Source organism: Streptomyces sp. NPDC057137, assembly GCF_042670825.1.
In the GTDB taxonomy this organism is placed as follows: domain Bacteria; phylum Actinomycetota; class Actinomycetes; order Streptomycetales; family Streptomycetaceae; genus Streptomyces.
The window spans coordinates 65,157-86,653 of record NZ_JBHUUW010000029.1 but is presented as its reverse complement, the minus strand read 5'-3'; the positions used below and the strand labels follow the sequence as shown (position 1 = coordinate 86,653).

Here is a 21,497-nt window from a genome sequence, read left to right as displayed (position 1 = left end):
GCCCGGCCATGGACTTCGGACTTGTCCTGCAGACCGACCCGCCGGCATCGGCGGTCGTCGGCCTCATGCGGCGCGCCGAGCGCAACGGCTTCCGTTACGGCTGGACCTTCGACTCCGCCGTGCTGTGGCAGGAGCCGTTCGTCATCTACAGCCGCATCCTCGAACACACCACCAAGCTGATCGTCGGGCCGATGGTCACCAACCCGGGCACCCGGACCTGGGAGGTGACCGCGTCCACCTTCGCCACGCTCAACGAGATGTACGGCAACCGCACCGTGTGCGGCATCGGCCGCGGCGACTCCGCCATGCGGGTCGCCGGCCGCGCGCCCAACACCCTCGCGCGGCTCGGTGAGGCCATCGACGTCATCCGTGAACTCGCCGAGGGCCGCGAGGCGTTGGTGGACGGCAAGCCGCTCAAACTGCCCTGGGTGCGGGACGGGAAGCTGCCGGTGTGGATGGCCGCGTACGGGCCGAAGGCCCTGGCGATGGCCGGCGCGCAGGCGGACGGCTTCATCCTCCAGCTCGCCGACCCGTATCTCACCGAGACCATGGTCAACGCCGTCCGGACGGCCGCGTCCGACGCCGGACGCGACCCGGACTCCGTCACCATCTGCGTCGCCGCCCCCGCCTACGTCGGCGACGACCTCGACCACGCGCGCGACCAGTGCCGCTGGTTCGGCGGGATGGTCGGCAACCACGTCGCCGATCTGGTCAGCCGCTACGGCGAGCACTCCGACCTGGTGCCCGACGCCCTCACCACGTACATCAAACAGCGCGAGGGCTACGACTACAGCCACCACGGCCGCGCCGGAAACCCCTCCACGGACTTCGTGCCCGACGACATCGTGGACCGCTTCTGCCTGCTCGGCCCGGCGGAGGCGCACATCGAGAAGCTGCGGACGCTGAAGGCCCTGGGCGTCGACCAGTTCGCCGTCTACAACATGCACGACGCGAAGGAAGCGACGATCGACACGTACGGCTCCGAGATCATCCCCGCGCTGGCCGACTGAGCCGGGTCCCTCTCAAGGGCGCCGGGCGGTGACGATCCACACCCCGGCGCCCAGCAGCACCCCTCGCCGCGACTCGTACGGCCGCAGTACCGCCGCCATCTCCGCACGCGTGGTGTCGGGCACGGTCAGTCCCGGCGTCCGCGAGAGGTAGAAGTCGACGGCGTCCGGGGCGTCGCGCCCCCAACAGGCCGGTCGTGTCACGGCGTCCACGCCCACATCCGCGAGCCCCGCCCCGGACAGCACCTCCCGGACCCGGGACGGCTCCGAGAGCGACGCCATCGCGGCGGCCAACTCGCCCTGGATCGGGCGGTCCTGGCCGGCCAGCGCGGCCAGTCGGCCGAGCGCGGCCCGTTCCTCGCCGTCCGGCGCCCCCGGGCGCGGACAGAGCAGGGCGAGCCGGCCACCGGGACGTACACCGCGCGCGATGTTGGTGAAGGCCGCGACATGGTCGGCGAAGAACATCACACCGCCCCGGCTGATCACCACGTCGTACGCCCCGGCCGGGAACGGGTACAGCTGCGCGTCCCCCAACACATAGCCGACGTGCGGCAGTTCACGGCCGTCGGTCAGCGACCTGGCACGGTCGAGCAGGGGCGCCGAGATGTCGACACCCGTGACCTGCCCCCGCGCGGCGTGGCGGGCGGCCAGCCGGGTCGTCAGGCCGCTGCCGCACCCCACGTCCAGGACGCGGTCCCGTTCGCCGATAGCCGCCGCGGCGAAGAGGGCGTCGTCGAAGTCGGCCAGCATCGCGTCGTAGCGGGTGTGATGCTCCGCCCAGTGGGCGCCGACGGGACCGTTCCAGGCGTCGGCCACCGCCGTGGACCCGGGGGCGCTCACGCGGACTCCCCGACACCGGCCGGCGCGGCGGCGGAGCCGATGAGGGCCGACTCGACGCGCTCCACCGCGCAGATCGCGCCGAAGGCGACCAGATGCACCAGGCAGTGGTCGGTGCGCGGCGGGACGAGCCACGCCGCCACATCCTCGTCCGTGACGCGGTACGGCGCGAGGGCCGCCAGCAACGCGAGCCGGGCGCCCGGCCGTTCGTCCCGGCCCGGCAGGTCGCCGCCGGTCAGCGGGAGCGGGGTGACGCCGTCCCAGGCGGTCACCGTCTCCCGTACGTACGCCGCGTCCTCGTCGCTCAGCAGGCCCGCACCCAGGTGCGCCGCCGTGCGCAGCGCGCCGAAAGCCGCGCCGACCGGGCTGTCACCCGCCCACGCGGGAGCCGGGCCCGCCGTCTCCAGCAGGGGCAGGCTGTCGCCGGGAGGCAGCTCGCGGCGGACCGTGCGGGACAGGTCCGCGTCGGCCATGTCCCGCAGAATCTGCCCCTTCCGGTCGTCGCCCGGCAGCATGTCCTCGGTCAGCAGCGCCGACACGACGCGGTTGATGAAGTGGAAGGCGAGGCCCGTCCCGATGTACTCGGGCGTGTGCTCCGCCGGGAACGGGCGCCCCGCGTCCATCCGCCTCCCCCAGGCGAGCAGCCGACGGTGCCCCGGATCGGCCGGTTCCGCGCCGCGCGCGACGGTCTCGGCGAGGCCGTGCTCGCCCGTCGCGTGCAGCAGCACGGTGTGCGCGTCCACGCAGAACGGACAGCGGTTGGTGAGTGACACCCCGGCGGCCACCACCTCCTTGTCCACGCGGGACCCCACACCCGCCAGCAGGGACTCGCGGAGCACGGCCCACGTCGCCGTCAGCAGCGGGGGAGCGGCCGACAGGACGACGAAGGTCGGCGCGGCCTCGAAGCCGAGGTCGGTGGCGAGCTGCGCGTAGACGTCGGCGGTGACGCCGGTCGCGGACTTCGGCGGCTCCGGAGTGGTGTAGCGAAACGTTCGCGTCTGAGTCATGGGGCCGATGATCTCCGTGGTCACCGCCCCGGGGCGTCGTACCGCCGATGACATTCGGGCCTGCGCCCACCATGCCGTGCCGGGCGGCGACTACTGCGCGGGGAGTAGCGCGGAAGCAGTCGCCGTGGATGACGCGCGGCCCGTCGCACGCTGGCTACAGTGCCGCCATGGGGGGCGAATCGAAGGGCTCGGCGGCCGGCCGACGGGCGTCGCTGCTGGATACGGCGCTCGCGGCCTTGACCTGCGGTGTGGTGCTGCTCGCGGCCGTGGTCGCCGACAGCCCCGGCCCGGACCCGCTCGACGGTCTGCTGATCGTGGTGGGCTGTCTGACGCTGGCCGCGCACCGGCGCGCGCCGGTCGCCGTGCTGGTCGTGACGACGCTCTGCATGCTCGCGTACGTCCTGCACGGGCAGCCCGGCTCGTGGGCCGCCTTCCCCGTACTCGCGGCCGTCCACGCCTCGGCGCGCAGCGGTCGCCGGCCGCTCGGCATCGCGGCGAGTGCCGTCTTCCTCGCCGTGTTCTTCGCCGTGGACCCGGGCGCCGACGACATCGTGGAGCGGACCGTGCTGCTGGTCGGCTGGTTCCTCTCGGCGGGCGTCACCGGACTCGTCGACAAGAACTGGCAGGCCTATCTGCGGCAGACGGAGGAGCGGGCGCGCGAGGCCGAACGCACGCGTGAGGAAGCCGCGTTGCGCAGGGCGGGGGAGGAACGGCTGCGGATCGCCCGTGAGTTGCACGACTCGCTCACCCACTCCATCTCGATCGTCAAGCTGCAGGCGGGTGTCGCGGTGCATCTCGCGCGCAAGCGCGGCGACGAGGTGCCCGAGGCGCTGCTGGCCATCCAGGAGGCGAGCGGCGAGGCCATGCGTGAGCTGCGGTCGACGCTCGAAGTCCTCCGTACGGATGTCGTGGCGCAGGGCACGGGCCTGGACCGGCTGGACGAACTCGTGGAGCGGGCCAGGGCGGCGGGCATCGCCGTCGCCGTCTCGGTCGCGTACACCGACAAGGCCCCCGGGCCGCTGCCGGGGGCCGTCGACCGGACCGCGTACCGCATCGTCCAGGAGGCCCTCACCAATGTGGCCCGGCACGCGGACCGCGCGAAGACGGAGGTACGGCTGACGCACCGGGCGCGCCACCTGCTGGTCGAGATCGAGGACGCGGGCCCTGCCGCGCCGGGCGATCAGGTCGCCGAGGGCACCGGCCTGACGGGCATGCGCGAGCGCGTCGCGGCGCTGGGCGGCCGGCTGCACGCGGCGCCGGGCGCGGGCGGCGGATTCACCGTACGGGCCGAACTCCCCCTGGAGAGCGTGTGATCGGGGATCGGGAGTCGGAGTCGGAGTCGGTCCGGGTCGTGGTGGTGGACGACCAGGCCCTGATGCGGGCCGGGTTCCGCGCGCTGCTCGACGCCGAGGAGGGCATCGAGGTGGTCGGGGAGGCCGCCGACGGGCAGCGGGGGCTGGACCTGGTGCGGCGGTGTGTCCCGGACGTGGCGCTCATCGACGTACAGATGCCGGTGATGACCGGCATCGAGACCACCCGGCACATCGCGGCCGACCCCGCCCTGGCGGGCGTCCATGTCGTCATCCTCACCAACTACGGTCTGGACGAGTACGTCTTCGACGCGCTGCGTGCCGGGGCCGCCGGGTTTCTGCTCAAGGACACGGAGCCGGTCGAACTGCTCCAGGCGGTCCGCGTCGCGGCGCGCGGGGACGCGCTGCTGTCGCCGTCCATCACGCGTCGGCTGATCGGCGAGTTCGTGTCCCGCCCGCCGGACCGCTCGACCGCGCCGGGCCTGGAGACGCTGACGCGGCGGGAGCGCGAGGTGACGGGGCTGGCGGCGCGCGGACTGACGAACGAGGAGATCGCCGCGTACATGGTCGTCAGCCCCTTCACGGCGAAGACCCACATCAGCCGGGCGATGACGAAGCTGGGGGCCAGGGACCGGGCCCAACTGGTGGTGTTCGCCTACGAGTCGGGGCTGGTGACACCGCGAGGGGCGGGTGGCTGAGGTCGCGGTCCGCAGGTTGACGGCCGGTCTCCACGGGCCGCGCCCGTCGGCGGGGACTTCGGCCGGGGACGGAGCGCCGAGGCTCGCGCGGCGTGCCGGAGAGCCGTGGCCGGTGAGGGACGCGACCGTCGCCCAGGGCCGTTGGTCACTCCGCCACCCGGTGGGGGAGTCGGACGGCCCGGAGCGGGGTCGCCGTCCGGAGTGGTCCACCGGGCGGGGCGGGCGCCGCTGCCCGCAGGCATGCCGGGCCGTCCGGCCCCGCGGCCCCGGTACGGCATCGGCAGCGAACCGGGCTCGGCGCCCCGGCTACGGCACCCGGGCCGTCCACTCCGGCGTACCGAACTTCGTCTCCGCCAGCTCGCGCGCCCGCGCCATCTCCTCGTCCGTGACCTTGCCCTCGACAAGGCCGTACCGCCCCCGGAAGGACCCGATCATCCGCTCGATGACGGCCTCGCGCGGCAGACCCGTCTGGCGGCGCAGCGGGTCCACCCGCTTCTTCGCGCTGCGCGTGCCCTTGTCGGAGAGCTTCTCCCTGCCGATACGCAGGACTTCGAGCATCTTGTCTGCGTCGATGTCGTACGCCATCGTCACGTGGTGCAGTACGGCGCCCCCGCCCACCACCCGCTTCTGCGCGGCGCCCGCGATCTTGCCCGCCTCGGTGGCGATGTCGTTGAGGGGCTGGTACCAGGCCTTGATCCCCATGTCGCCCAGCGCGCCGAGCACCCAGTCGTCGAGATAGGCGTAGCTGTCGGCGAACGTCAGGCCCTGTACGAGGGCGTCGGGGACGGACAGCGAGTACGTGATGGTGTTGCCGGGCTCGATGAACATGGCACCGCCGCCCGAGATCCGCCGTACGACCGTGACGCCGTGCCGTTCGGCGGCGGCCGGGTCCACCTCGTTGCGCAGCGACTGGAAGCTGCCGATCACCACGGCGGGGGAGGCCCACTCCCAGACGCGCAGCGTGGGCGCGCGGCGGCCGGCCGCGACCTCGGTCGTCAGGACCTCGTCCAGCGCCATGTGGAGCGCGGGCGACTGCGGCTCCATGTGGATGAGCTGCCAGTCGTAGTCCGTCCAGTCGGTGGCGTGGGCCAGCGCGCGTCGTACGGCGATGGCGATGCCCTCGCTCGTCAGCCCGTACATCTGGGTGCCGGGCGGGAGCGCCGTCCGGATACGGGCGGCGAGACCGACCGCGTCGAGATCGGCGGGCGCGCCTTCGAGCGCCCGGTCGATGACCTGGATCGCCTCGTCCGGCTCCAGGAAGAAGTCCCCGGCGACCCGGACATCACGCAGCACGCCGTCCCGCGCGTCCAGATCCACGACGACGAGCCTGCCGCCCGGCACCTTGTACTCACCGTGCACCGCTGTGCCTCCGCCTCTTGCGCGTTCTCTCCGCGTCACGTCACCACGAACGCGAGTCCGGTGAGTGCAACACACCCGCCCGGGGGGGATCATCCCGGGCCGCGTTCCCTACGCCCCGGCGGGCAGGCGCGCGCAGCGGCGGCAGGCGCGGGCGGAGGACGCCACCATGCCGTGGGAGAGGGCGGTGACCATGGCCGCGAGGGTGACCAGCGGCCAGTTCGTGGCCAGCGGTGACAGCACGGCGAGCGCGAGCGTGGCGACCACCATCGCCACACCGGCCGTCGTGCCCGCCCAGGCCACGGCCAGCGGCAGCCGCTCCGGTGTCCGCAGCTTGCGCGCCAGCGCGCCGGTGGCGGCGAGCGCCGCTGCCGCGAGCAGGGTGGCGACGGCCGCGACAGCCGCCAGTTGGACGGCGACCAGCTGCGCCGTCTGCTGGAGCTGCCAGCCCTGGCCCGAGGTCCAGATCAGATGCCAGCAGGCGATCAGGAACGGGACGGTGAGGGTGACGGACAGCGCGGTCCGCCGGGTCTGCGCGATGGTCAACTCCCGCTGACAGCTGGGCACCAGCTCCTCCGGCGTGCCGAACTCCCGCACCGCCAGAAGGGCCGCCCGGTCCGGGGGCACGCCGTCGCGAGTGTGGGCCTCCACGGTGTCGGTCAGGCCGTCCCGTATCTCCTGGACCATCCGGGACTTGGCCCGGACGGGCCCGTGCAGCGCGGCGGACAGGACGGCGACGTAGTCCGCGACGGGATCGTCGGGCGTGTGCGTGGTGCTCATGTCCTTCGTCTCGCTCATGTCGCGGGCCGGGGGGTCGGGGCGGCTGTGGCGGCCGGGTTCAGGACCGAGCCGATCGCCGTCGTGAACTCGTGCCATGCCGTCCGTTCGCTCTCCAGGGTGCCGCGCCCCGCGTCGGTGAGGCGGTAGCAGCGCCGCCGCCGCTCGCCGACGGACTCCCAGCTGCTGCCGAGCAGTCCCAGTCGCTCAAGTCTGTTCAGGGCCGGATAGATCGTGCCCGTACGGAGCTGGAGCGCGCCGTCGCTCCGCTGCTGGACCGCCGCGATGATCGCGTAGCCGTGCAGCGGACCGGGTTCGAGCACGGCCAGCAACAGTCCGTCCAGGTGCCCACGCACCGCGTCTGCCTTCATGAGTAGACAGCCTACCTATAGAACGCATTGGCGTGGTACCTATTGGCAGCCAACTTATTCATGCATCTCCCGAAGGGGCCCCGCGGTGACCAAGCTGCTGCTCTCCATCCATGTCCTCGCCTCGATCCTGGTGGTCGGGCCGATCGCCGTGGCGGCGTCGTTGTTCCCGCGCTACGCGCGCAAGGCGGCCGAGGAGGACGGAGGCTCCGCCGGCGCCGTGGCGCTGCTCCACCGGATCTGCAGCGGTTACGCGATCGTCGGGGTCGCGGTCCCGGTCTTCGGAATCGCCACCGGCAAGCAGCTCGGCGTCCTCACCGACGCCTGGCTGATCACGTCGATCGTGCTGACGACGATCGCCGCCGCGATCCTGGCGCTGGCGATCCTGCCCGGCCAGGAACGCATGATCGAGACGACGTCCACGGCGGCGGAGGGCACGGACACGGACACGGCACGCTCCGCCGCCCGCCTGGCCGGGCTCACCGGCGTCTTCAACCTGCTCTGGGCGGTCGTCGTGGTCCTGATGATCGTGCGCCCGGGTTCAACGACCGGTGCGTGACGGGCGCGTGACCGGCGCGTCCGGGGAGCGGAGGACGAGCAGGGTGATCTCGCTGGGGGCGAAGACGCGGAACGGCGGGCCCCAGAAGCCGGTGCCGCGGCTGGTGTAGAGGAGGGTACGTAGGCCGTGGCGGCTGAGTCCGGCGAGGGCGGGCTGGTCGAGGCGGACCAGGTAATGGAAGGGCCAGATCTGGCCGCCGTGGGTGTGTCCGGAGAGCTGGAGGTCGACACCGCCCGCCGCGGCGCGGTCGACGAACGTGGGCTGGTGTGCCAGGAGCAGGACGGGCAGACCGGGGTCGGCGCCCTCAAGGGCTCCGGCGAGGTGGGCGCGGTGGCCGGCCAGGCCGGAGGACTCGGCGGTGACGTCGTCCACGCCGGCCACCACGAGGGTGTCGCCGCCACGTTCGAGCAGGAGATGGCGGTTGCGCAGCGGCTCCCAGCCCAGCTCCTCCATCAGGTCGACCCAGCCCTGGGCCTCGCTGTAGTACTCGTGGTTCCCGGTGACGTACACGCGGGCCCGGGTGGCCCGCACGGTTCCGAGTGGCACGGCCTGGGCGCGGCGGCGCTCGGCGGTGCCGTCCGCGATGTCACCGGTGTGGCAGACGAGGTCGGCTTCCAAAGTGTTCACCGTCTCGCATACCCGCGCCGACCAGCGAGCGCGATCGAGCGGGCCGTAGTGGGTGTCGGTGATGAGGACGACCCGGAGGCCGTCCAACCCGGCACCCAGCCGTGGGAGTTGCACGTCGAGTCGGCGCACGCGTGGCACGCGGCGGGCTTCGGCGTACCCCCAGCCGAGCAGTACGGCGCTGACGGCGAGGACGGCCCAGGTGACGGTTCGGGCCCGGTCCTGCCCCTCGCCGACCCCGGCCACGGTCAGGACCAGCCGCGCGAGGCCGCCGATCAGAATGGACCAGGTGAACAGAACCCAGCTGGTGCCCAGCAGGGTGTCACCTACGATCGCCGCCCGATCCTTCTGACGCCGGCCGTGGCCGCGCGCCATCGCGAGCGGCATAGCGACGAGACCGAGGGCGAACAGAGCGGTGCCGACGAGCGTGACCGGCAGCGGCCAGCTCTGGCCGGTGTACAGGAGCACCCAGCAGGGCACGGCCCAGAGCAGGAGGGGAGCGATCAGAGGGATGTAGCGCATCACGCGGCGCAGTCGGCTCCGCCGCGGCGCTCGCGCTTCGCCCTCTGCGGGCCGGGTGTCGCTGGTGTCGGTCACGCTTCGCCTCCTGACCAGGCTGCCGTCTCGCGCACTGTATCCGGTCCCCCTCGGGTCGCCCCCCGGCGTTCATGGGCGCGGCCTCTTGGGGCGCGCCAACACAATGAGTCGAGTTTCAGGTACGCCTCGTGGATGTAGGCCCGCAGTCCCAGCGGATCCGGAGACGTCGGAAGTCGTACAGCCAAGCAAAGGCCCACTCGACCACCCATCGGTAAGTCCCCAGCCCAGCCCAGTGCCGTGCAGGGTTCCGCGTCTGGCGATGGCCAGCACAATGCCGCGAGCGCGGACCAGGTCGCGTCGTGGTCGTAGCCTCGGTCGGCGCCCGTGAGTCGGGCTTACGGCGATGACGGCCGACCCGGCCACGGACCGGCGGGATCGCCTCGAGCAGTGGCAGGAGCCAGGTGACGTCGTTGCGGTTGCCTCACGTCATGCCTGAGCCGAAATGAGGTCTTGCGGCAGGTACCCCCACTGGATCCCGGTGTGCAGCAGCTGCTCCGGACGGTCCCACAACTCATCCGACACAATCCACGGTGACGTCCCTACACCGGTCCGAACGCTCAACTCCCGCCCTGGACACGGCAACCAGGACCGATCCACCCCATTGTGCTAGCTGTTGTAAGCCGTCGGCAACGGGCAGCACGGGTGCGGTGCAGTGGACGACCCGGACCTGATCACGCAGTCGTTTGCGCGTCCGACTACGAGCCGGACGACGGTGACGATCGACACACACCCAGCCGGACTTGCCCTGGTTCGGGGCCTGACCGGGCCGAAGCGCGCACTGAACAGCTTCTTCGTTGTTCGTGGCACGCAGGGCTGGAACCGGACTGGACGCTGTTCAGCAGGTAATGGCCAGGCACAAGGGTCTCTGGGAGATCGCTTTTCAAGACGCCAACTTGGGAGCGGTTCACTTCCGGCGCCGGGCCGCCAGGGAGGTCGCCGGTGACGTATGGACTGAGAAGCGCAGACCAGTGGGCCATCGGCCAGATCTGCCACCCGACGTCTGGATCTCGTTCGACCCGCCGCTGAAGTCACTCCGCGACGCTGATTGCTGGGAGCGCACGCTTGCCTACCTCATCCGCCCATTGCCTTAAGGGTCTGTTTGGAGACTCCACTTGACGGTCGCGGTGTGTGCTTCGTTGATGAACGGGGTGGACAGTACTGCATGCGTCAGACTGCTTGAATGCTCCTTGACGCCAGCGAGATTGCCCGTGCATTTGGAGTGGGCCGGCCGCTCGGCGTGCTCCGGCCGCTGAGCAATGGTGATCATCCGTCCAGCACCTGCGTGCTGGACACGGATCGTGGCCGGTGGGTGGTCAAGACCAGCCGATTGCACGGAGACTGGCAGCGCAGTCAGGCACGCGAGTCCCACCGGCTGGAGAGCGCCGCTCTGGCTGCGGGCATCGCTATGCCGCGGCCTGTTGAACCACCCTCTCCGGCTGTCGGCTACTGGCACAACCCGTCCGGGGCCGACCTGGTGCGCGTGACCGAGTGGGTCGACGGACACGACCTCCGCCGATCCGGCGGCGCGGCGTCTGCAGCTTCTCTCCCGGACGCGGCCCAGTGGGTCGGCTCGACGCTGGCCCGCATCGCCCTGCTCGGCCTGAACAGCGATGGTGACGACACCGGCAGGAAACCGCTGCACTCGATGGACGACTGGCGTGCCTGGATCGCGGAGGCCGAAGCCGGTACTCATCCGGTCGCGAGACCAGCGCGATCGCTCCTGCCAATCATTGAGGACGCCACCACACTCATCGGGCAGGCGGAGCGGAACCGGCCCCCGCTCGTCCCCGTGCACGCAGACATCTCCCAGGCCAACGTGCTCCGCACGCCGGACGGATACGTCCTGATCGACTGGGACGGTACGGGGAGGGAGGTGCCGTGGTGGGAGACGGTGAGCGTGGCCTTCCGCTTCACCACTCCGTTCAACGGCCCCATGGCGGAAGGCGACGCCCGGGTGGTCCGGCCCCTGATCGATGCCTACCTGGCCGAAGGGGGACCTGCTGGAGCGCCCGACATCTCCGCGTTCGCCGGCATGCTGCGCAGCCAGCTGGCTGTCACGGCCTGGAGCCTGTGGCTGGCCCTGGGCCACCGTCAGGCCGACGCCGCTCAGCGTGCCTTCGGTCTGCGCATCGTCACCACGGCCTCGCATGATCTGCCACAGGTCCTGCGCTCGCTCGACCGATGGACCGGACTGCTGCGATGAACCACGGCACGACGTATTCGACGCCGGACCTCAAATGGCCGGTCAGGCCCCTCTCGGGAGTGATCAGGCAGAAGGGATGGCCGACGGGGTCCTCGTAGACGCCGTAACCGATCGGCTTGTCCGAACCATCCAGCAGCGTCGCACCGAGGGCGAGCACCTGGGCCTCAGCCGTATCGAGGTCCGTGACCATCACGTCGAGGTGCATTTGCTGAGGGCGCGCGGGATCCTTCCACCGCGCCGCACGAAAGTCGTCCACCCGCTGGAAGGCGACTACTGGGGCGCCCGCCGCGTTCTGGAGCACAACGAACTCACCGGTGTTCTCCTGTCGTGAGAGTGACAGCAGCTTGTCGTAGAAACCGGCAAGCTCGTCGGGGGGTCGGGGCAGTCGATGACAACGGTGGACAGGCGTCCGATCATCCGGCTCACTTTGCCACTGGCCCGCGAGCGGGCCAAACGACAGGTGCCCGGCCTTAGACGTCGTTTCTTTTGGGTGTTGCGCGTGCCGCTGAACGGCTCAGATGTGTGTCAGTGCGGTGTGAGAGCCTCCGGGCATGAGCTACGACCTGGCTGTCTGGGAAGGCGATCGGCCTCCGGATGAAAGGACGGCCCGCCGCTTCTTCAGTGACCTGTACGACCGCTATCTCGATGGCGAGGACGGGGAGCCGGCGTCCGAGCTCATCGCGGCCTACGTCACCGCTCTTCTTGAGCAGTGGTGCGACATCACCGAAGACGAGGGGGAGACCTCGCCCTGGTCGGTCGGGCCGTTGATCGATGGTGCAAGCGGTCCGCTCATCTACTTCGGAATGAGATGGAGCATGGCCGAGGAAGCGTCAGCGTACGCGGCAGCCCTGGCTGACTCGATGGGGCTGATCTGTTTCGACGTGCAGCAGGACCGGCTCAGGCCCTGAGCAGAGTGGCCAGTCGGCGGTGGCAGATGAGGAGTGCGGCTATGCCGACAAAGGCGAGGAAGTGCTCGGCCTTGCGTTCATAGCGACGGTGGAGCCGGCGGCAGCCGGCCAGCCACGAGACAGTTCGCTCGATGACCCGGCGATGGCGGCCCAGTCGTTGTGAGGACTCGACGCCCTTACGGGCGATGCGATGGCGGATTCCCCGCCCGCGGAGCCATCGGCGCAGGTGGTTGTAGTCGTAGCCCTTGTCTGCGTGCAGCTTCGCCGGCCGTCGGCGTCGCGGCCCGCGACGTGATCGGATGGGCGGGATGCCGCGCACGAGCGGCTCCAAACCCTGGCTGTCATGCATGTTGGCGCCGGAGATGCCCAGGGACAGAGGCAGTCCGTTTCGGTCGGTGACCAGGCGGATTTTCGATCCCGACTTGCCGCGGTCGGTCGGATTTGGTCCCGTCAGAAGCCCCCCTTTGCAGCCCGCTGGCTCACCGAGTCGATTGCGCAGCGCGACCAGTCAATCTCCCCGCGGGCCCCGAGTTCGTCCAGGATCACACGGTGCAGCCTCGCCCAGACTCGGGTCCGACTCCACTGGGCGAACCTCCGGTAGACCGTCTGCCAGCTCGGACCGAACACCGGCGGGAGCTGGCGCCAGGTGCAGCCTGAGGTGGCTACGAAGACGATCGCGGCCAGAGCCTCACGGTCACCTGCCCGCCGACGGCCTCCGCCCTGCGGACGTATCACCTCCGTCGGCGGCACCACCCGTCGGAACAAAACCCATAACTCGTCCGGCACCAGCCGCTCAACGAGATCCGTCATGCCCGGTTCAACGAACGATCACGCCAAAAGAAACGACGTCTAAGGCTAAAGAACAAGCTCAGATTCGACAGCACACGATCCCCGTCGACCTCAACCGGGTGATGGCAGGTAGCAAGAGGACGGTGCCGACATCCTGCGGGTTTCTCAGCCAATGCGGGCAGGGAACCGGGGAGTCTTCTCGGTGGCCGGCGTGTCGACAAGGGAGGCACTCCAGGATCTGCGGCAGCCGCCCTTGTCCGAAGATGCGCATCCTCAGTCGGAGGCAGACCCGTGCACGAGATCATTACGCTTGACGACGATTCTGACCTCGCCCACCTTGTCGATCCCATCGACATCGACATCGAGACCGGCACCGACTCCTACCAACTCGCCACCACCCGCACCCGCGCAGAACAACAGCTGGCCACGAGTTGAACCGGACGTGAGGCTTCGTGAGCAGCGTCAGCGCTCACGAAGCCTTGACCACCACCAGCCGTCCACCGTCGATTCGTTCACCGGTTCAGGGTTCGGCAGAGTCCGACGCTCGAACTCGTCGTCGATGCGAGCAATCAGCCGGCCGAGATCACGCTGGGCACCGCGAGGGAGGTGAAGCATCGCCTCTTCCAGATCGTCGCGGGCATACTCCACCTCCACTCCGGGCTGCCAGACCTGGGATGCGTTCAGATAACGGCCGGGTTGCTTGAACGCCCACTCGAAACGGGCGAGTGCGGCAGCAACTGCGTCAGGCCACATCCGTTCGTCTTCGACACGGCGGACGGCTGCACGAGTTCTCGCGGAAACGCCGTGGATCTGCCGAACTGCAACGTGTCTGCGAGGCCGCCATTGCTCAGCGCGGACGGCCTTCGGGCGCCTACGCGGCATCGCCCTTTCTGATCAACATGACGTCATCCTGCCACGAACGAGGCTGGCTCCGCACGCACGATCGAGCTCCTCGCCACCTCGGGTGCTCTTACTTCTCATCAACAATCACGCGCTCTTCTGGCAACTCGTGATACCGAAACCGCCGACAAGTGTTCTCGCTTGAAACCTAAGCAGCCACTCAGGGGTTTCGCCGAGGCCACGGCAGACTGAAGTGCTCCACTATGACGGGGATGGCGGCCCGGCCGCCCAGGTTGAACTCGTCGTCTTCCTCGAAGCGCTCCTCCGCGCCAGGCCCGACGACATCAGCAGCACACAGTCTGTTCCACAGTTCGGGCAACACAGCGCGGTCCAGTTCGTCTTCCTGCTCGCCGAGCAGCCAGCCGATCACAAGGGAACCGTTGCTGTAGTAATCGAAATTGGTCACAGGAGGGATCTCGCGCCGGTCGACGCAGATCAGCTCACTGGCTCCGTCGAGCGCTATCGCCGCGATCTCGCCGGGCCGGCGTACTTCCGCAGGTTCTCATTCAGCAACTGGGCTTCGGCATAAACCCAGCCGTTCCCTTCGCCGGTGCCGCGCAGCCGCTCCCGGCCGAGGTGTGATGGTCTACAAATGGTCGAGGTTGGCTATCGCATGACAGGGGCAGCCACTTCAGGGCCAGGTCGAGGAGTCCGGTGCAGGGACAGCCGCCGTCGGCCGTCGTCAGCGTTCTGCCACGGCGGTCTTCGCGGCGGATTCCGCCTACTCCTTGCAGTTGTTGCGGGTTGCCCGGCAGCGGCCCGCCGACCACGACGACCCGGCGGGTGCCGGCGTCGATCACGACCTGGTGATTGGTGGAGCAGCGGTAGTTCTTGGACTGCTCGGCGACGCTGTGGTCGCGGGTGCGGACCAGGGTGCCGTCCACGATGGGCGCGGTGTCCCTCGCGAAACGGTGCCGGGGCTGGAGCGCGAGGAGCGGACCGATCTGATCGATGATCCGGATGACGATGGTCCGGACCTTACGCCCACTCAATGCGCGGCCATGCTGCCCCGGCTGGAAGCAATCATCGGCCAGCGGCAACACGATGGCAGCGAACGCGTTCTCCAACGACACCTCGACAACACCCGCCGGCTGGTCACTGTCATGAAGTTCTGCTTGGAAAAGGAAGTTGAACTCATCTTCGGCTGACCACCGGACCGCAGACGTCCAGCACTTGCGGGACAGCCCTTAGTGCCTGTCGTTCGGATCGTGCCGGGCCCGATCCGAACGGCAGGGCCTGGTTGTTACTGTCGCGCCATGTCCGAGAGCGAGATAGACGTGTTGACCGCCGAGTTCTTCGGTGCGTTCGACAACCGGGGCGGCAAGGCCGCTGACGTGGCCCGGATCCGCCGGCTGGTTCTTCCGGATGGCGTGATCGTCAAGACCGGCCCGGAGTTCACGGTCTACACGGTGGACGAGTTCATCGAACCTCGCCTGCGGCTGCTGACGGACGGTCGACTTGTCGAGTTCGCCGAGTGGGAGACGTCCGCACGGACAGAGATCGCGGGCGACATCGCGTCGCGGTTCGGTGCGTACCGCAAGTCCGGGATCCTGGACGGTGAGCCGTTCGAGGGAGGCGGGACCAAGACCATCCAGTTCGTCCGCACCCCCGAGGGCTGGCGGATCGCGGCGTTCGCCTGGTACGACCAGCCCTGAACGGGCGGCTGCGGCCGGCGGCGGGACCGCCGTGAGCCCCGCGTCCGGGGCACGGTCGTTTCGCCGTACCCGCTGGGCGATGCCAATGGCGACCACCCACTGACGGCCTCTGTCGACAGGCCCGCCGAACCGCTCGAACTACGAACTCGTCCCTTGATGACCAAGCTCGGGGTTGTCGGTCGGCGGCTTCGGAGCCCGCCCCGACGTCCTCAGGCCAAGGGTGCGAAGCCGTGGCAGTGCCGGAGGCTGGGAAGAAGGGGCGCGGAGCGATCGATAGCCTTCTGGGGGAGTGGGAGAAGGCGGCCCCTGGCACAGACTCTCCAGCTCCTCCCCAGGACCCGTCCTGAGTGCCCACCATCCGGGGCCGACAGACGTAAACAGCAAGGTGAGAGGCCCCATGTTCACGACCCGACCCACCCTCCAGGGCACCTTCGGCATGGTGTCCTCCACCCACTGGCTCGCCTCGCAGTCGGCGATGGCCGTCCTGGAGGACGGGGGAAACGCCTACGACGCTGCCGTCGCCGCCGGGTTTGTCCTGCATGTGGTGGAGCCGCACCTCAACGGGCCGGCCGGGGATCTGCCGGTCATCCTCGCGCCCGCCGGCGGTGACGTCCAAGTGCTCTGCGGGCAGGGGCCCGCGCCCGGCGGGGCCACGATCGGGCACTACCGGGCCCTCGGACTCGAACTCGTCCCCGGTACCGGACCGCTCGCCGCCGCCGTGCCCGGGGCCTTCGACGCGTGGATGCTGCTGCTGCGCGACCACGGCACCAAGTCCCTCGCGCAGGTGCTGCGTTACGCCATCGGCTACGCCGAGGACGGCCACGCGCCCGTCGAGCGGGTCGGCCAGACCGTGGAGAGCGTGCGCGAGCTGTTCGAGACGGAGTGGACCTCGTCCGCCGACGTCTATCTGCCCGGCGGCCGGGCCCCCGCGCCCGGCGAGCTGTTCCGTAACCCCGCCCTGGCCGCCACCTGGCGGCGTCTGACGGCCGAGGCCGAGGCCGCGGGCGGCGGCGACCGGGTCGCGGAGATCGAGGCCGCGCGGGACATCTGGCGCACGGGATTCATCGCCGAGGCGCTGATACGGCAGTCCGACCGCCCGACCCTCGACACCAGCGGCTCCCACCACACCGGCACCCTGACGGCCGCCGACCTGGCCGGCTGGTCCGCGACGTACGAGGCACCCGCGACGTACGAGTGGAACGGCTGGACCCTCTGCAAGGCCGCCGGCTGGAGCCAGGGCCCCGCCTTCCTCCAGCAGCTCGCCCTGCTGCCGCCCGCGCCCGAGCTGCCGGTGTACGGCTCCGCGGAGTACGTCCACCTCCTTACCGAGGGCAGCAAGTTGGCCATGGCCGACCGGGAGGCCTGGTACGGCGACGCCGCCGACGTACCGCTCGCCGCGCTTCTCTCGGAGCCGTACAACACCGCCCGGCGCGCGCTCGTCGGGGACAAGGCCTCCTACGAACTACGTCCCGGCAGCCCCGACGGACGTGTCCCCGTCCTCAGCGCCCACGCCACCGCCGTCGCCGCCGGTGACGCCGGCTTCGACGCGCTCGCCGTCCCGGCGGCCGGCGCGGGCGAGCCGACCGTCGCCCGGAACGGCGCGACCCGCGGCGACACCTGCCACCTCGATGTCGTGGACCGCTGGGGCAACATGATCGCCGCGACACCCAGCGGCGGCTGGCTCCAGTCCAACCCGGTCGTGCCCGAACTCGGCTTCCCGCTCGGCACCCGCCTCCAGATGGCCTGGCTGGAGCCCGGACTGCCCAACTCCCTCACACCGGGCCGCAGGCCCCGCACCACGCTCACACCGTCCCTCGCCCTGCGCGACGGCACACCCGTCCTGGCCTTCGGCACCCCCGGCGGCGACCAGCAGGACCAGTGGCAGCTCCACTTCTTCCTGGCCGTCGCGCTCCGCCCGCAGGTACGCGGCGGACTCGACCTCCAAGGCGCGATCGACGCGCCCAACTGGCACAACGACAGCTTCCCCAGCTCCTTCTACCCGCGCGGGATGCGACCGGGCAGCGTCACCGTGGAGCCGTCCATGGACGCGGCCGTAGTAGAAGGGCTGCGCCGTCGGGGCCACGACGTCACCGTCGGCGAACCCTGGTCGGAAGGGCGGCTCTGCGCGGTGGCCCGGGACCCGAGGACCGGCGTGCTGTCGGCCGCGGCCAATCCGCGCGGCATGCAGGGGTACGCGGTCGGCCGCTAGGAGCGTGGGCGGAAACGTCCCCGGGAAACGTCGCGAGGGCTGGACGCCGAGCCGCCATCGAGTCGTCATCTCCGCTCCCACCTGCGTTGTCACCCCTCTGTGGTTCTCTTGAGGAATGATCGATGACTTTCTGAACGGTGACCTTTCCCCGGTCGAGGCGGCGCTGCGTGACGCGGCGGCCGCCGAGATCATGCCGCGCTACCGGCAGCTCGCCGCCCACGAGATCGTCGAGAAGTCCGGCCCCCACGACCTGGTGACCAGCGCCGACCGGGGCGCCGAGGAGCACCTGACCGCCGCGCTGACGGCGCTGCTGCCCGGCTCGGTGGTGGTGGGCGAGGAGGCGGTCCACGCCGACCCCGCCGTGACCGGGGCGCTGCGCGGCGACGCGCCCGTATGGATCGTCGACCCCGTCGACGGCACCCGGCAGTTCGTCCGGGGCGAGCCCGGTTTCTGCACGCTCGTCGCGCTCGCCCAGGGCGGCGAGGTGCTGGCCTCCTGGACGTACGCGCCCGCGACGGACGAGATGGCCACCGCCGTACGAGGACGGGGCGCCCTGCTGGACGGAGTCCCGCTGCGCTGCGGCACGCCCGCGCCCGGCGCGGTGCTCGAAGTCGCCATGTCCCACCCGGACTTCACGACGCCCGAGGAGAAGCGGGCGCTGCTGGGGGTCCAGGACGCCGACGACATCGCCGCCCGGCCGTGCGGATCGGCGGGGCTGGAATATCTGGCCATCGCGCGAGGGACGCTCGACGCCGTCGCCTTCAGCTGGGAGCTGGCCTGGGACCACGCGGCGGGCCTGCTGCTCGTCACGGAGGCGGGAGGCACACAGCTGACGCTCACCGGCGAACCCTTCCGCGTCGCGGGTGGTAACGCGCTGCCCTTCACGGCGGCGCGCGACGCGGCGACCGCGCGGCGGGTGCGGGAGCGCCTGCTGGACGGCGCGCGGACAGCGGCGGAGACGCAGGCGGGAGCGGCAGCGGGCCCTGGAGCCTGAGAGACGAACGGGCCGGCCGCCGCGAGCGGAGCGGCCGGTTCCGTCGCCCCGCCGACAGAGTGTCAGAGGCCAGGAATATCCTGGTTCCTCTGGCCATCGGCTGACGAAGGAGTCCGAAGGTGCCGTCGATGCTCGATGCCGTCGTCGTGGGGGCGGGACCCAACGGGCTGACCGCCGCGGTCGAGCTGGCCCGACGTGGATTCTCCGTCGCCGTGTTCGAGGCCCGTGACACCGTGGGCGGGGGAGCGCGGACCGAAGAACTCACACTGCCCGGCTTCCGGCACGACCCCTGTTCCGCCGTGCACCCCCTGGGCGTGGGATCGCCCGCGTTCAACGACATGCCCCTCGCGCGGTTCGGTCTGGAGTGGCTGCACCCCGAGCTGCCGATGGCCCACCCCTGGGACGACGGCACGGCCGCCGTCCTGTCCCGCTCCGTCGCCGAGACCGCCGCCTCCTTCGGCCCGCGCGACGCCGGGGCGTACCGACGGCTCGTCGCCCCCTTCCTCGGCAAGTGGGACAACTTCGCGCGGGACTTCATGACGCTGCCCCCCAGGGGCCTGCCGCACGACACCCTCACACTCGCCCGCTTCGGACTCGCCGGGCTCCCCTCGGCGAATCTGCTGATGAGGCGCTTCCACGACGAGAAGGCCAAGGGGCTGTTCGCCGGTCTCGTCGCCCATGTCATCGCCCCGCTGAGCGGGATCGCGACCGGCGGCGTGGGCCTGATGTTCGCGCTCGCCGCGCACGAGAACGGCTGGCCGCTCCCGCGCGGCGGCTCCCAGTCCATCTCGGACGCGCTCGCGGCGTATCTGCGCGACCTCGGCGGCACGGTCCACACCGGATTCGAGGTCAAGAGGCTCGACGACCTCCCGCCGGCCCGCGCGTATGTCTTCGACACCTCACCGACCGCGCTCGCCCGTATCGCGGGCCTGGGCCGGGCGTACGACGCGTACCGGTACGGCCCGAGCGTCTTCAAGATCGACTACGCGCTGGACGGCCCCGTGCCCTGGACGGCGGAGGCCGCTCGCCGGGCCGGGACCGTCCAAGTGGGGCCCACGAGGCGGGAGATCAGCACGGCGCTGGACCTGGCGTACGGCGGCAGCGCCCCGGCCGTACCGTTCCTGATCACCGCCCAGCCCAGCCTGGTCGACCCCTCGCGCGCCCCCGAGGGCAAGCAGGTCTTCTGGGCGTACGGCCATGTCCCGCACGCCTGGGACGGCGACCTCACCGACGCGATCGAGCGGCAGATCGAGCGCTTCGCGCCCGGTTTCCGGGACCGGGTCCTGGCGCGCGCGACGGCGGGCCCGCCGGAGCTGGCGGCCCGTAACGCCAACTATGTGGGCGGGGACATCGCCACCGGCTCCGTGGCCGGTCTGCGGCTGCTGGTGCGGCCCAAGCTCTCGCTGTCGCCGTACAGCACCCAGCACCCGGCGGTCTTCATCTGCTCGTCGGCGACTCCGCCGGGGCCCGGTGTGCACGGCATGTCCGGGCAGAACGCGGCGAAGGCGGTCTGGCGCAAGCTGCGCGCGAGCGCCTGACCGCCTGACCGCCTGACCGCCGAGGTCGTCTCCGATGGAGCCCGATGCCGCCGACGGGCGCGTTCCCCCGGCGGGCGGGCCCCGCTGATTCCTGAGACGCTGGTTGGCGTCCGGGCGCCCCGGGCATCCGGCGTACCCGGCCGGGCCCACCCCCTCAGCGAGGCGGAGACCGAGGCCGACGCCGAGCCGTGCGCGGAGTACGTGCCGCCGGAGTACGCCCCCGAACGCGCCCACCGCGCGCCCACCGGCCGCCGCCGGGCCGTCCGCGAGGCGCGTGGCCGACCACCGCCCAAGAAGGGATGGACCGCCATGAGCACATTCACCACCACCGATGGCACCGAGATCTTCTACAAGGACTGGGGCACGGGCCGCCCCGTCGTGTTCAGCCACGGCTGGCCGCTGAACGCCGACGCCTGGGACGGCCAGCTCCGTGTCGTCGCGGAGAACGGCTTCCGCGGCATCGCGCACGACCGCAGGGGCCACGGCCGCTCCGGCCAGCCCTGGCAGGGCAACGACATGGACACGTACGCCGACGACCTCGCAGCGCTCCTCGACGAGATGGACATCCGCGACGCCGTCCTCGTCGGCCACTCCACGGGCGGCGGCGAGGTCGCCCGCTACATCGGCCGCCACGGGACGTCCCGCGTGTCCAAGGCGGTGCTCCTGAGCGCGGTGCCCCCGCTGATGCTGCGGACCGACGCCAACCCCGACGGCCTGCCCATCGGCGCCTTCGACGACATCCGCGCGGGAGTGGCCGCCAACCGCTCGCAGTTCTACCAGGACCTGTCCGACCTGTTCTACGGCTTCAACCGCCCCGGCGCCGCCGTGTCACAGGGCATGCGCGACGCGTTCTGGCTGTGGAGCATGCAGGTCGGCAGCAAGGCGGCGTACGACTGTGTGAAGCAGTTCTCCGAGACGGACTTCACGGAGGACCTCAAGCGGTTCGACATCCCCACGCTCGTCCTGCACGGTGACGACGACCAGATCGTGCCCTTCGTGGCCGCCGGTCCCAAGTCCGCCGAGCTGATCAAGGACGCGACGCTGAAGGTCTATCCGGGCAGCCCGCACGGTCTGTACGGCGACCACGAGCAGGAGTTCGACGCCGATCTGCTGGCCTTCATCGCCGACTGAAGCGGTTCAGGCTTGCCGAGGCGTACGCGC

At 70.8% G+C, this 21,497-nt stretch carries 22 protein-coding genes and 3 pseudogenes; 13 read left to right on the top strand and 12 right to left on the bottom strand.

Translation table 11 applies throughout. From position 1 onward, the window contains the following. Positions 1–8: 8 nt before the first annotated feature. Positions 9–1,010, top strand: coding sequence for a TIGR03842 family LLM class F420-dependent oxidoreductase (locus ACFT9I_RS22805; RefSeq protein WP_382566885.1), 1,002 nt, complete (start codon positions 9–11; stop codon positions 1,008–1,010). 12 nt (positions 1,011–1,022) lie between these two features. Here ACFT9I_RS22805 and ACFT9I_RS22800 read toward each other — a convergent pair whose 3' ends face one another. Both ACFT9I_RS22800 and ACFT9I_RS22795 read right to left on the bottom strand, forming a co-directional pair. After that, entirely contained in the window at positions 1,023–1,847 is an 825-nt protein-coding gene (locus tag ACFT9I_RS22800; RefSeq protein WP_382566884.1) for a class I SAM-dependent methyltransferase, read from the bottom strand. Further along, positions 1,844–2,851, bottom strand: a complete 1,008-nt coding sequence (locus tag ACFT9I_RS22795; protein WP_382566882.1) for a carboxymuconolactone decarboxylase family protein — start codon at positions 2,849–2,851, stop codon at positions 1,844–1,846. The genes ACFT9I_RS22800 and ACFT9I_RS22795 overlap by 4 nt, the downstream gene beginning before the upstream one ends. 167 nt (positions 2,852–3,018) lie before the next feature. On the opposite strand from ACFT9I_RS22795, the gene ACFT9I_RS22790 reads away from it, so the two are divergent. Further along, positions 3,019–4,164, top strand: coding sequence for a sensor histidine kinase (locus ACFT9I_RS22790; RefSeq protein WP_382566880.1), 1,146 nt, complete (start codon positions 3,019–3,021; stop codon positions 4,162–4,164). Next, on the top strand, positions 4,161–4,859 hold the full coding sequence (locus ACFT9I_RS22785) for a response regulator (protein WP_382566878.1): 699 nt from the start codon (positions 4,161–4,163) through the stop codon (positions 4,857–4,859). Before ACFT9I_RS22790 ends, ACFT9I_RS22785 begins: the two co-directional genes overlap by 4 nt. Positions 4,860–5,165: 306 nt before the next feature. Here the strand turns inward: ACFT9I_RS22785 and ACFT9I_RS22780 are convergent, their stop codons facing one another. The 3 genes from ACFT9I_RS22780 to ACFT9I_RS22770 form a co-directional block, all read right to left on the bottom strand. Beyond that, entirely contained in the window at positions 5,166–6,218 is a 1,053-nt protein-coding gene (locus tag ACFT9I_RS22780) for a biotin/lipoate A/B protein ligase family protein (protein WP_382566876.1), read from the bottom strand. A gap of 108 nt (positions 6,219–6,326) precedes the next feature. Further along, positions 6,327–6,995 carry a permease prefix domain 1-containing protein gene (locus ACFT9I_RS22775; protein WP_382566875.1) on the bottom strand — a complete coding sequence of 223 codons (669 nt, stop codon included), beginning with the start codon at positions 6,993–6,995 and terminating at the stop codon, positions 6,327–6,329. A gap of 14 nt (positions 6,996–7,009) precedes the next feature. After that, positions 7,010–7,363, bottom strand: coding sequence for a PadR family transcriptional regulator (locus tag ACFT9I_RS22770; RefSeq protein ID WP_382566873.1), 354 nt, complete (start codon positions 7,361–7,363; stop codon positions 7,010–7,012). Positions 7,364–7,448: 85 nt separating this feature from the next. Here ACFT9I_RS22770 and ACFT9I_RS22765 point away from each other — a divergent pair, with 85 nt between their 5' ends. Further along, a complete protein-coding gene (locus ACFT9I_RS22765; protein WP_382566871.1) occupies positions 7,449–7,919 on the top strand; it encodes a DUF2269 family protein in 471 nt (156 codons plus the stop codon). On the opposite strand, the gene ACFT9I_RS22760 is transcribed toward ACFT9I_RS22765, so the two are convergent. Beyond that, complete coding sequence (locus tag ACFT9I_RS22760; protein ID WP_382566869.1) at positions 7,902–9,140, bottom strand: metallophosphoesterase; 1,239 nt, start codon at positions 9,138–9,140, stop codon at positions 7,902–7,904. The genes ACFT9I_RS22765 and ACFT9I_RS22760 overlap by 18 nt on opposite strands. Positions 9,141–9,235: 95 nt before the next feature. Continuing rightward, a pseudogene (locus ACFT9I_RS22755) lies at positions 9,236–9,558 on the bottom strand (IS5/IS1182 family transposase); the annotation flags it as partial. Between the two features lie 312 nt (positions 9,559–9,870). Between ACFT9I_RS22755 and ACFT9I_RS22750 the strand changes: the two are divergent. Next, positions 9,871–10,231: pseudogene (locus ACFT9I_RS22750) on the top strand (hypothetical protein); the annotation flags it as partial. A gap of 89 nt (positions 10,232–10,320) precedes the next feature. Continuing rightward, complete coding sequence (locus tag ACFT9I_RS22745; RefSeq protein ID WP_382566867.1) at positions 10,321–11,343, top strand: phosphotransferase enzyme family protein; 1,023 nt, start codon at positions 10,321–10,323, stop codon at positions 11,341–11,343. Here the strand turns inward: ACFT9I_RS22745 and ACFT9I_RS22740 are convergent. Continuing rightward, the gene (locus tag ACFT9I_RS22740) at positions 11,273–11,683 is read right to left on the bottom strand and encodes a VOC family protein (protein WP_382566899.1); all 411 of its coding nucleotides are present in this window, start codon (positions 11,681–11,683) and stop codon (positions 11,273–11,275) included. The two genes, ACFT9I_RS22745 and ACFT9I_RS22740, sit on opposite strands and share 71 nt — an antisense overlap. 211 nt (positions 11,684–11,894) lie before the next feature. On the opposite strand from ACFT9I_RS22740, the gene ACFT9I_RS22735 reads away from it, so the two are divergent. Continuing rightward, positions 11,895–12,251: a hypothetical protein gene (locus ACFT9I_RS22735; RefSeq protein WP_382566865.1), complete on the top strand. Its 357-nt coding sequence runs from the start codon at positions 11,895–11,897 to the stop codon at positions 12,249–12,251. Here the strand turns inward: ACFT9I_RS22735 and ACFT9I_RS22730 are convergent. Beyond that, positions 12,241–13,061 (bottom strand): IS5 family transposase gene (locus tag ACFT9I_RS22730; RefSeq protein WP_382566863.1). Its coding sequence is split into 2 segments (ribosomal slippage): positions 12,241–12,711 and positions 12,714–13,061, totalling 819 coding nucleotides; the frame shifts between segments, so codons are not numbered across the junction. The two genes, ACFT9I_RS22735 and ACFT9I_RS22730, sit on opposite strands and share 11 nt — an antisense overlap. Positions 13,062–13,331: 270 nt before the next feature. Between ACFT9I_RS22730 and ACFT9I_RS22725 the strand changes: the two genes are divergently transcribed. Continuing rightward, positions 13,332–13,475 carry a hypothetical protein gene (locus ACFT9I_RS22725; RefSeq protein ID WP_382566861.1) on the top strand — a complete coding sequence of 48 codons (144 nt, stop codon included), beginning with the start codon at positions 13,332–13,334 and terminating at the stop codon, positions 13,473–13,475. Positions 13,476–13,502: 27 nt separating this feature from the next. On the opposite strand, the gene ACFT9I_RS22720 is transcribed toward ACFT9I_RS22725, so the two are convergent. The 3 genes and pseudogenes from ACFT9I_RS22720 to ACFT9I_RS22710 all read right to left on the bottom strand — a co-directional run. After that, positions 13,503–13,793 (bottom strand): hypothetical protein, encoded by a 291-nt coding sequence (locus ACFT9I_RS22720; protein ID WP_382566859.1) that lies wholly within the window; start codon positions 13,791–13,793, stop codon positions 13,503–13,505. 307 nt (positions 13,794–14,100) lie between these two features. Next, positions 14,101–14,346, bottom strand: coding sequence for a hypothetical protein (locus ACFT9I_RS22715; RefSeq protein WP_382566857.1), 246 nt, complete (start codon positions 14,344–14,346; stop codon positions 14,101–14,103). A gap of 238 nt (positions 14,347–14,584) precedes the next feature. Next, positions 14,585–14,899: pseudogene (locus ACFT9I_RS22710) on the bottom strand (IS5/IS1182 family transposase); the annotation flags it as partial. Between the two features lie 297 nt (positions 14,900–15,196). On the opposite strand from ACFT9I_RS22710, the gene ACFT9I_RS22705 reads away from it, so the two are divergent. From ACFT9I_RS22705 to ACFT9I_RS22685, 5 genes are all read left to right on the top strand, one after another. Next, entirely contained in the window at positions 15,197–15,595 is a 399-nt protein-coding gene (locus ACFT9I_RS22705) for a DUF4440 domain-containing protein (RefSeq protein ID WP_382566855.1), read from the top strand. A 397-nt stretch (positions 15,596–15,992) separates the two neighbouring features. Continuing rightward, positions 15,993–17,804, top strand: coding sequence for a gamma-glutamyltransferase family protein (locus tag ACFT9I_RS22700; RefSeq protein WP_382566853.1), 1,812 nt, complete (start codon positions 15,993–15,995; stop codon positions 17,802–17,804). 115 nt (positions 17,805–17,919) lie between these two features. Then, positions 17,920–18,798 carry an inositol monophosphatase family protein gene (locus tag ACFT9I_RS22695; RefSeq protein WP_382566851.1) on the top strand — a complete coding sequence of 293 codons (879 nt, stop codon included), beginning with the start codon at positions 17,920–17,922 and terminating at the stop codon, positions 18,796–18,798. A 119-nt stretch (positions 18,799–18,917) separates the two neighbouring features. Then, a complete protein-coding gene (locus tag ACFT9I_RS22690) occupies positions 18,918–20,336 on the top strand; it encodes a phytoene desaturase family protein (RefSeq protein ID WP_382566849.1) in 1,419 nt (472 codons plus the stop codon). A gap of 309 nt (positions 20,337–20,645) precedes the next feature. After that, the gene (locus ACFT9I_RS22685) at positions 20,646–21,467 is read left to right on the top strand and encodes an alpha/beta fold hydrolase (RefSeq protein ID WP_382566847.1); all 822 of its coding nucleotides are present in this window, start codon (positions 20,646–20,648) and stop codon (positions 21,465–21,467) included. The last annotated feature ends 30 nt before the right edge of the window (positions 21,468–21,497 follow it).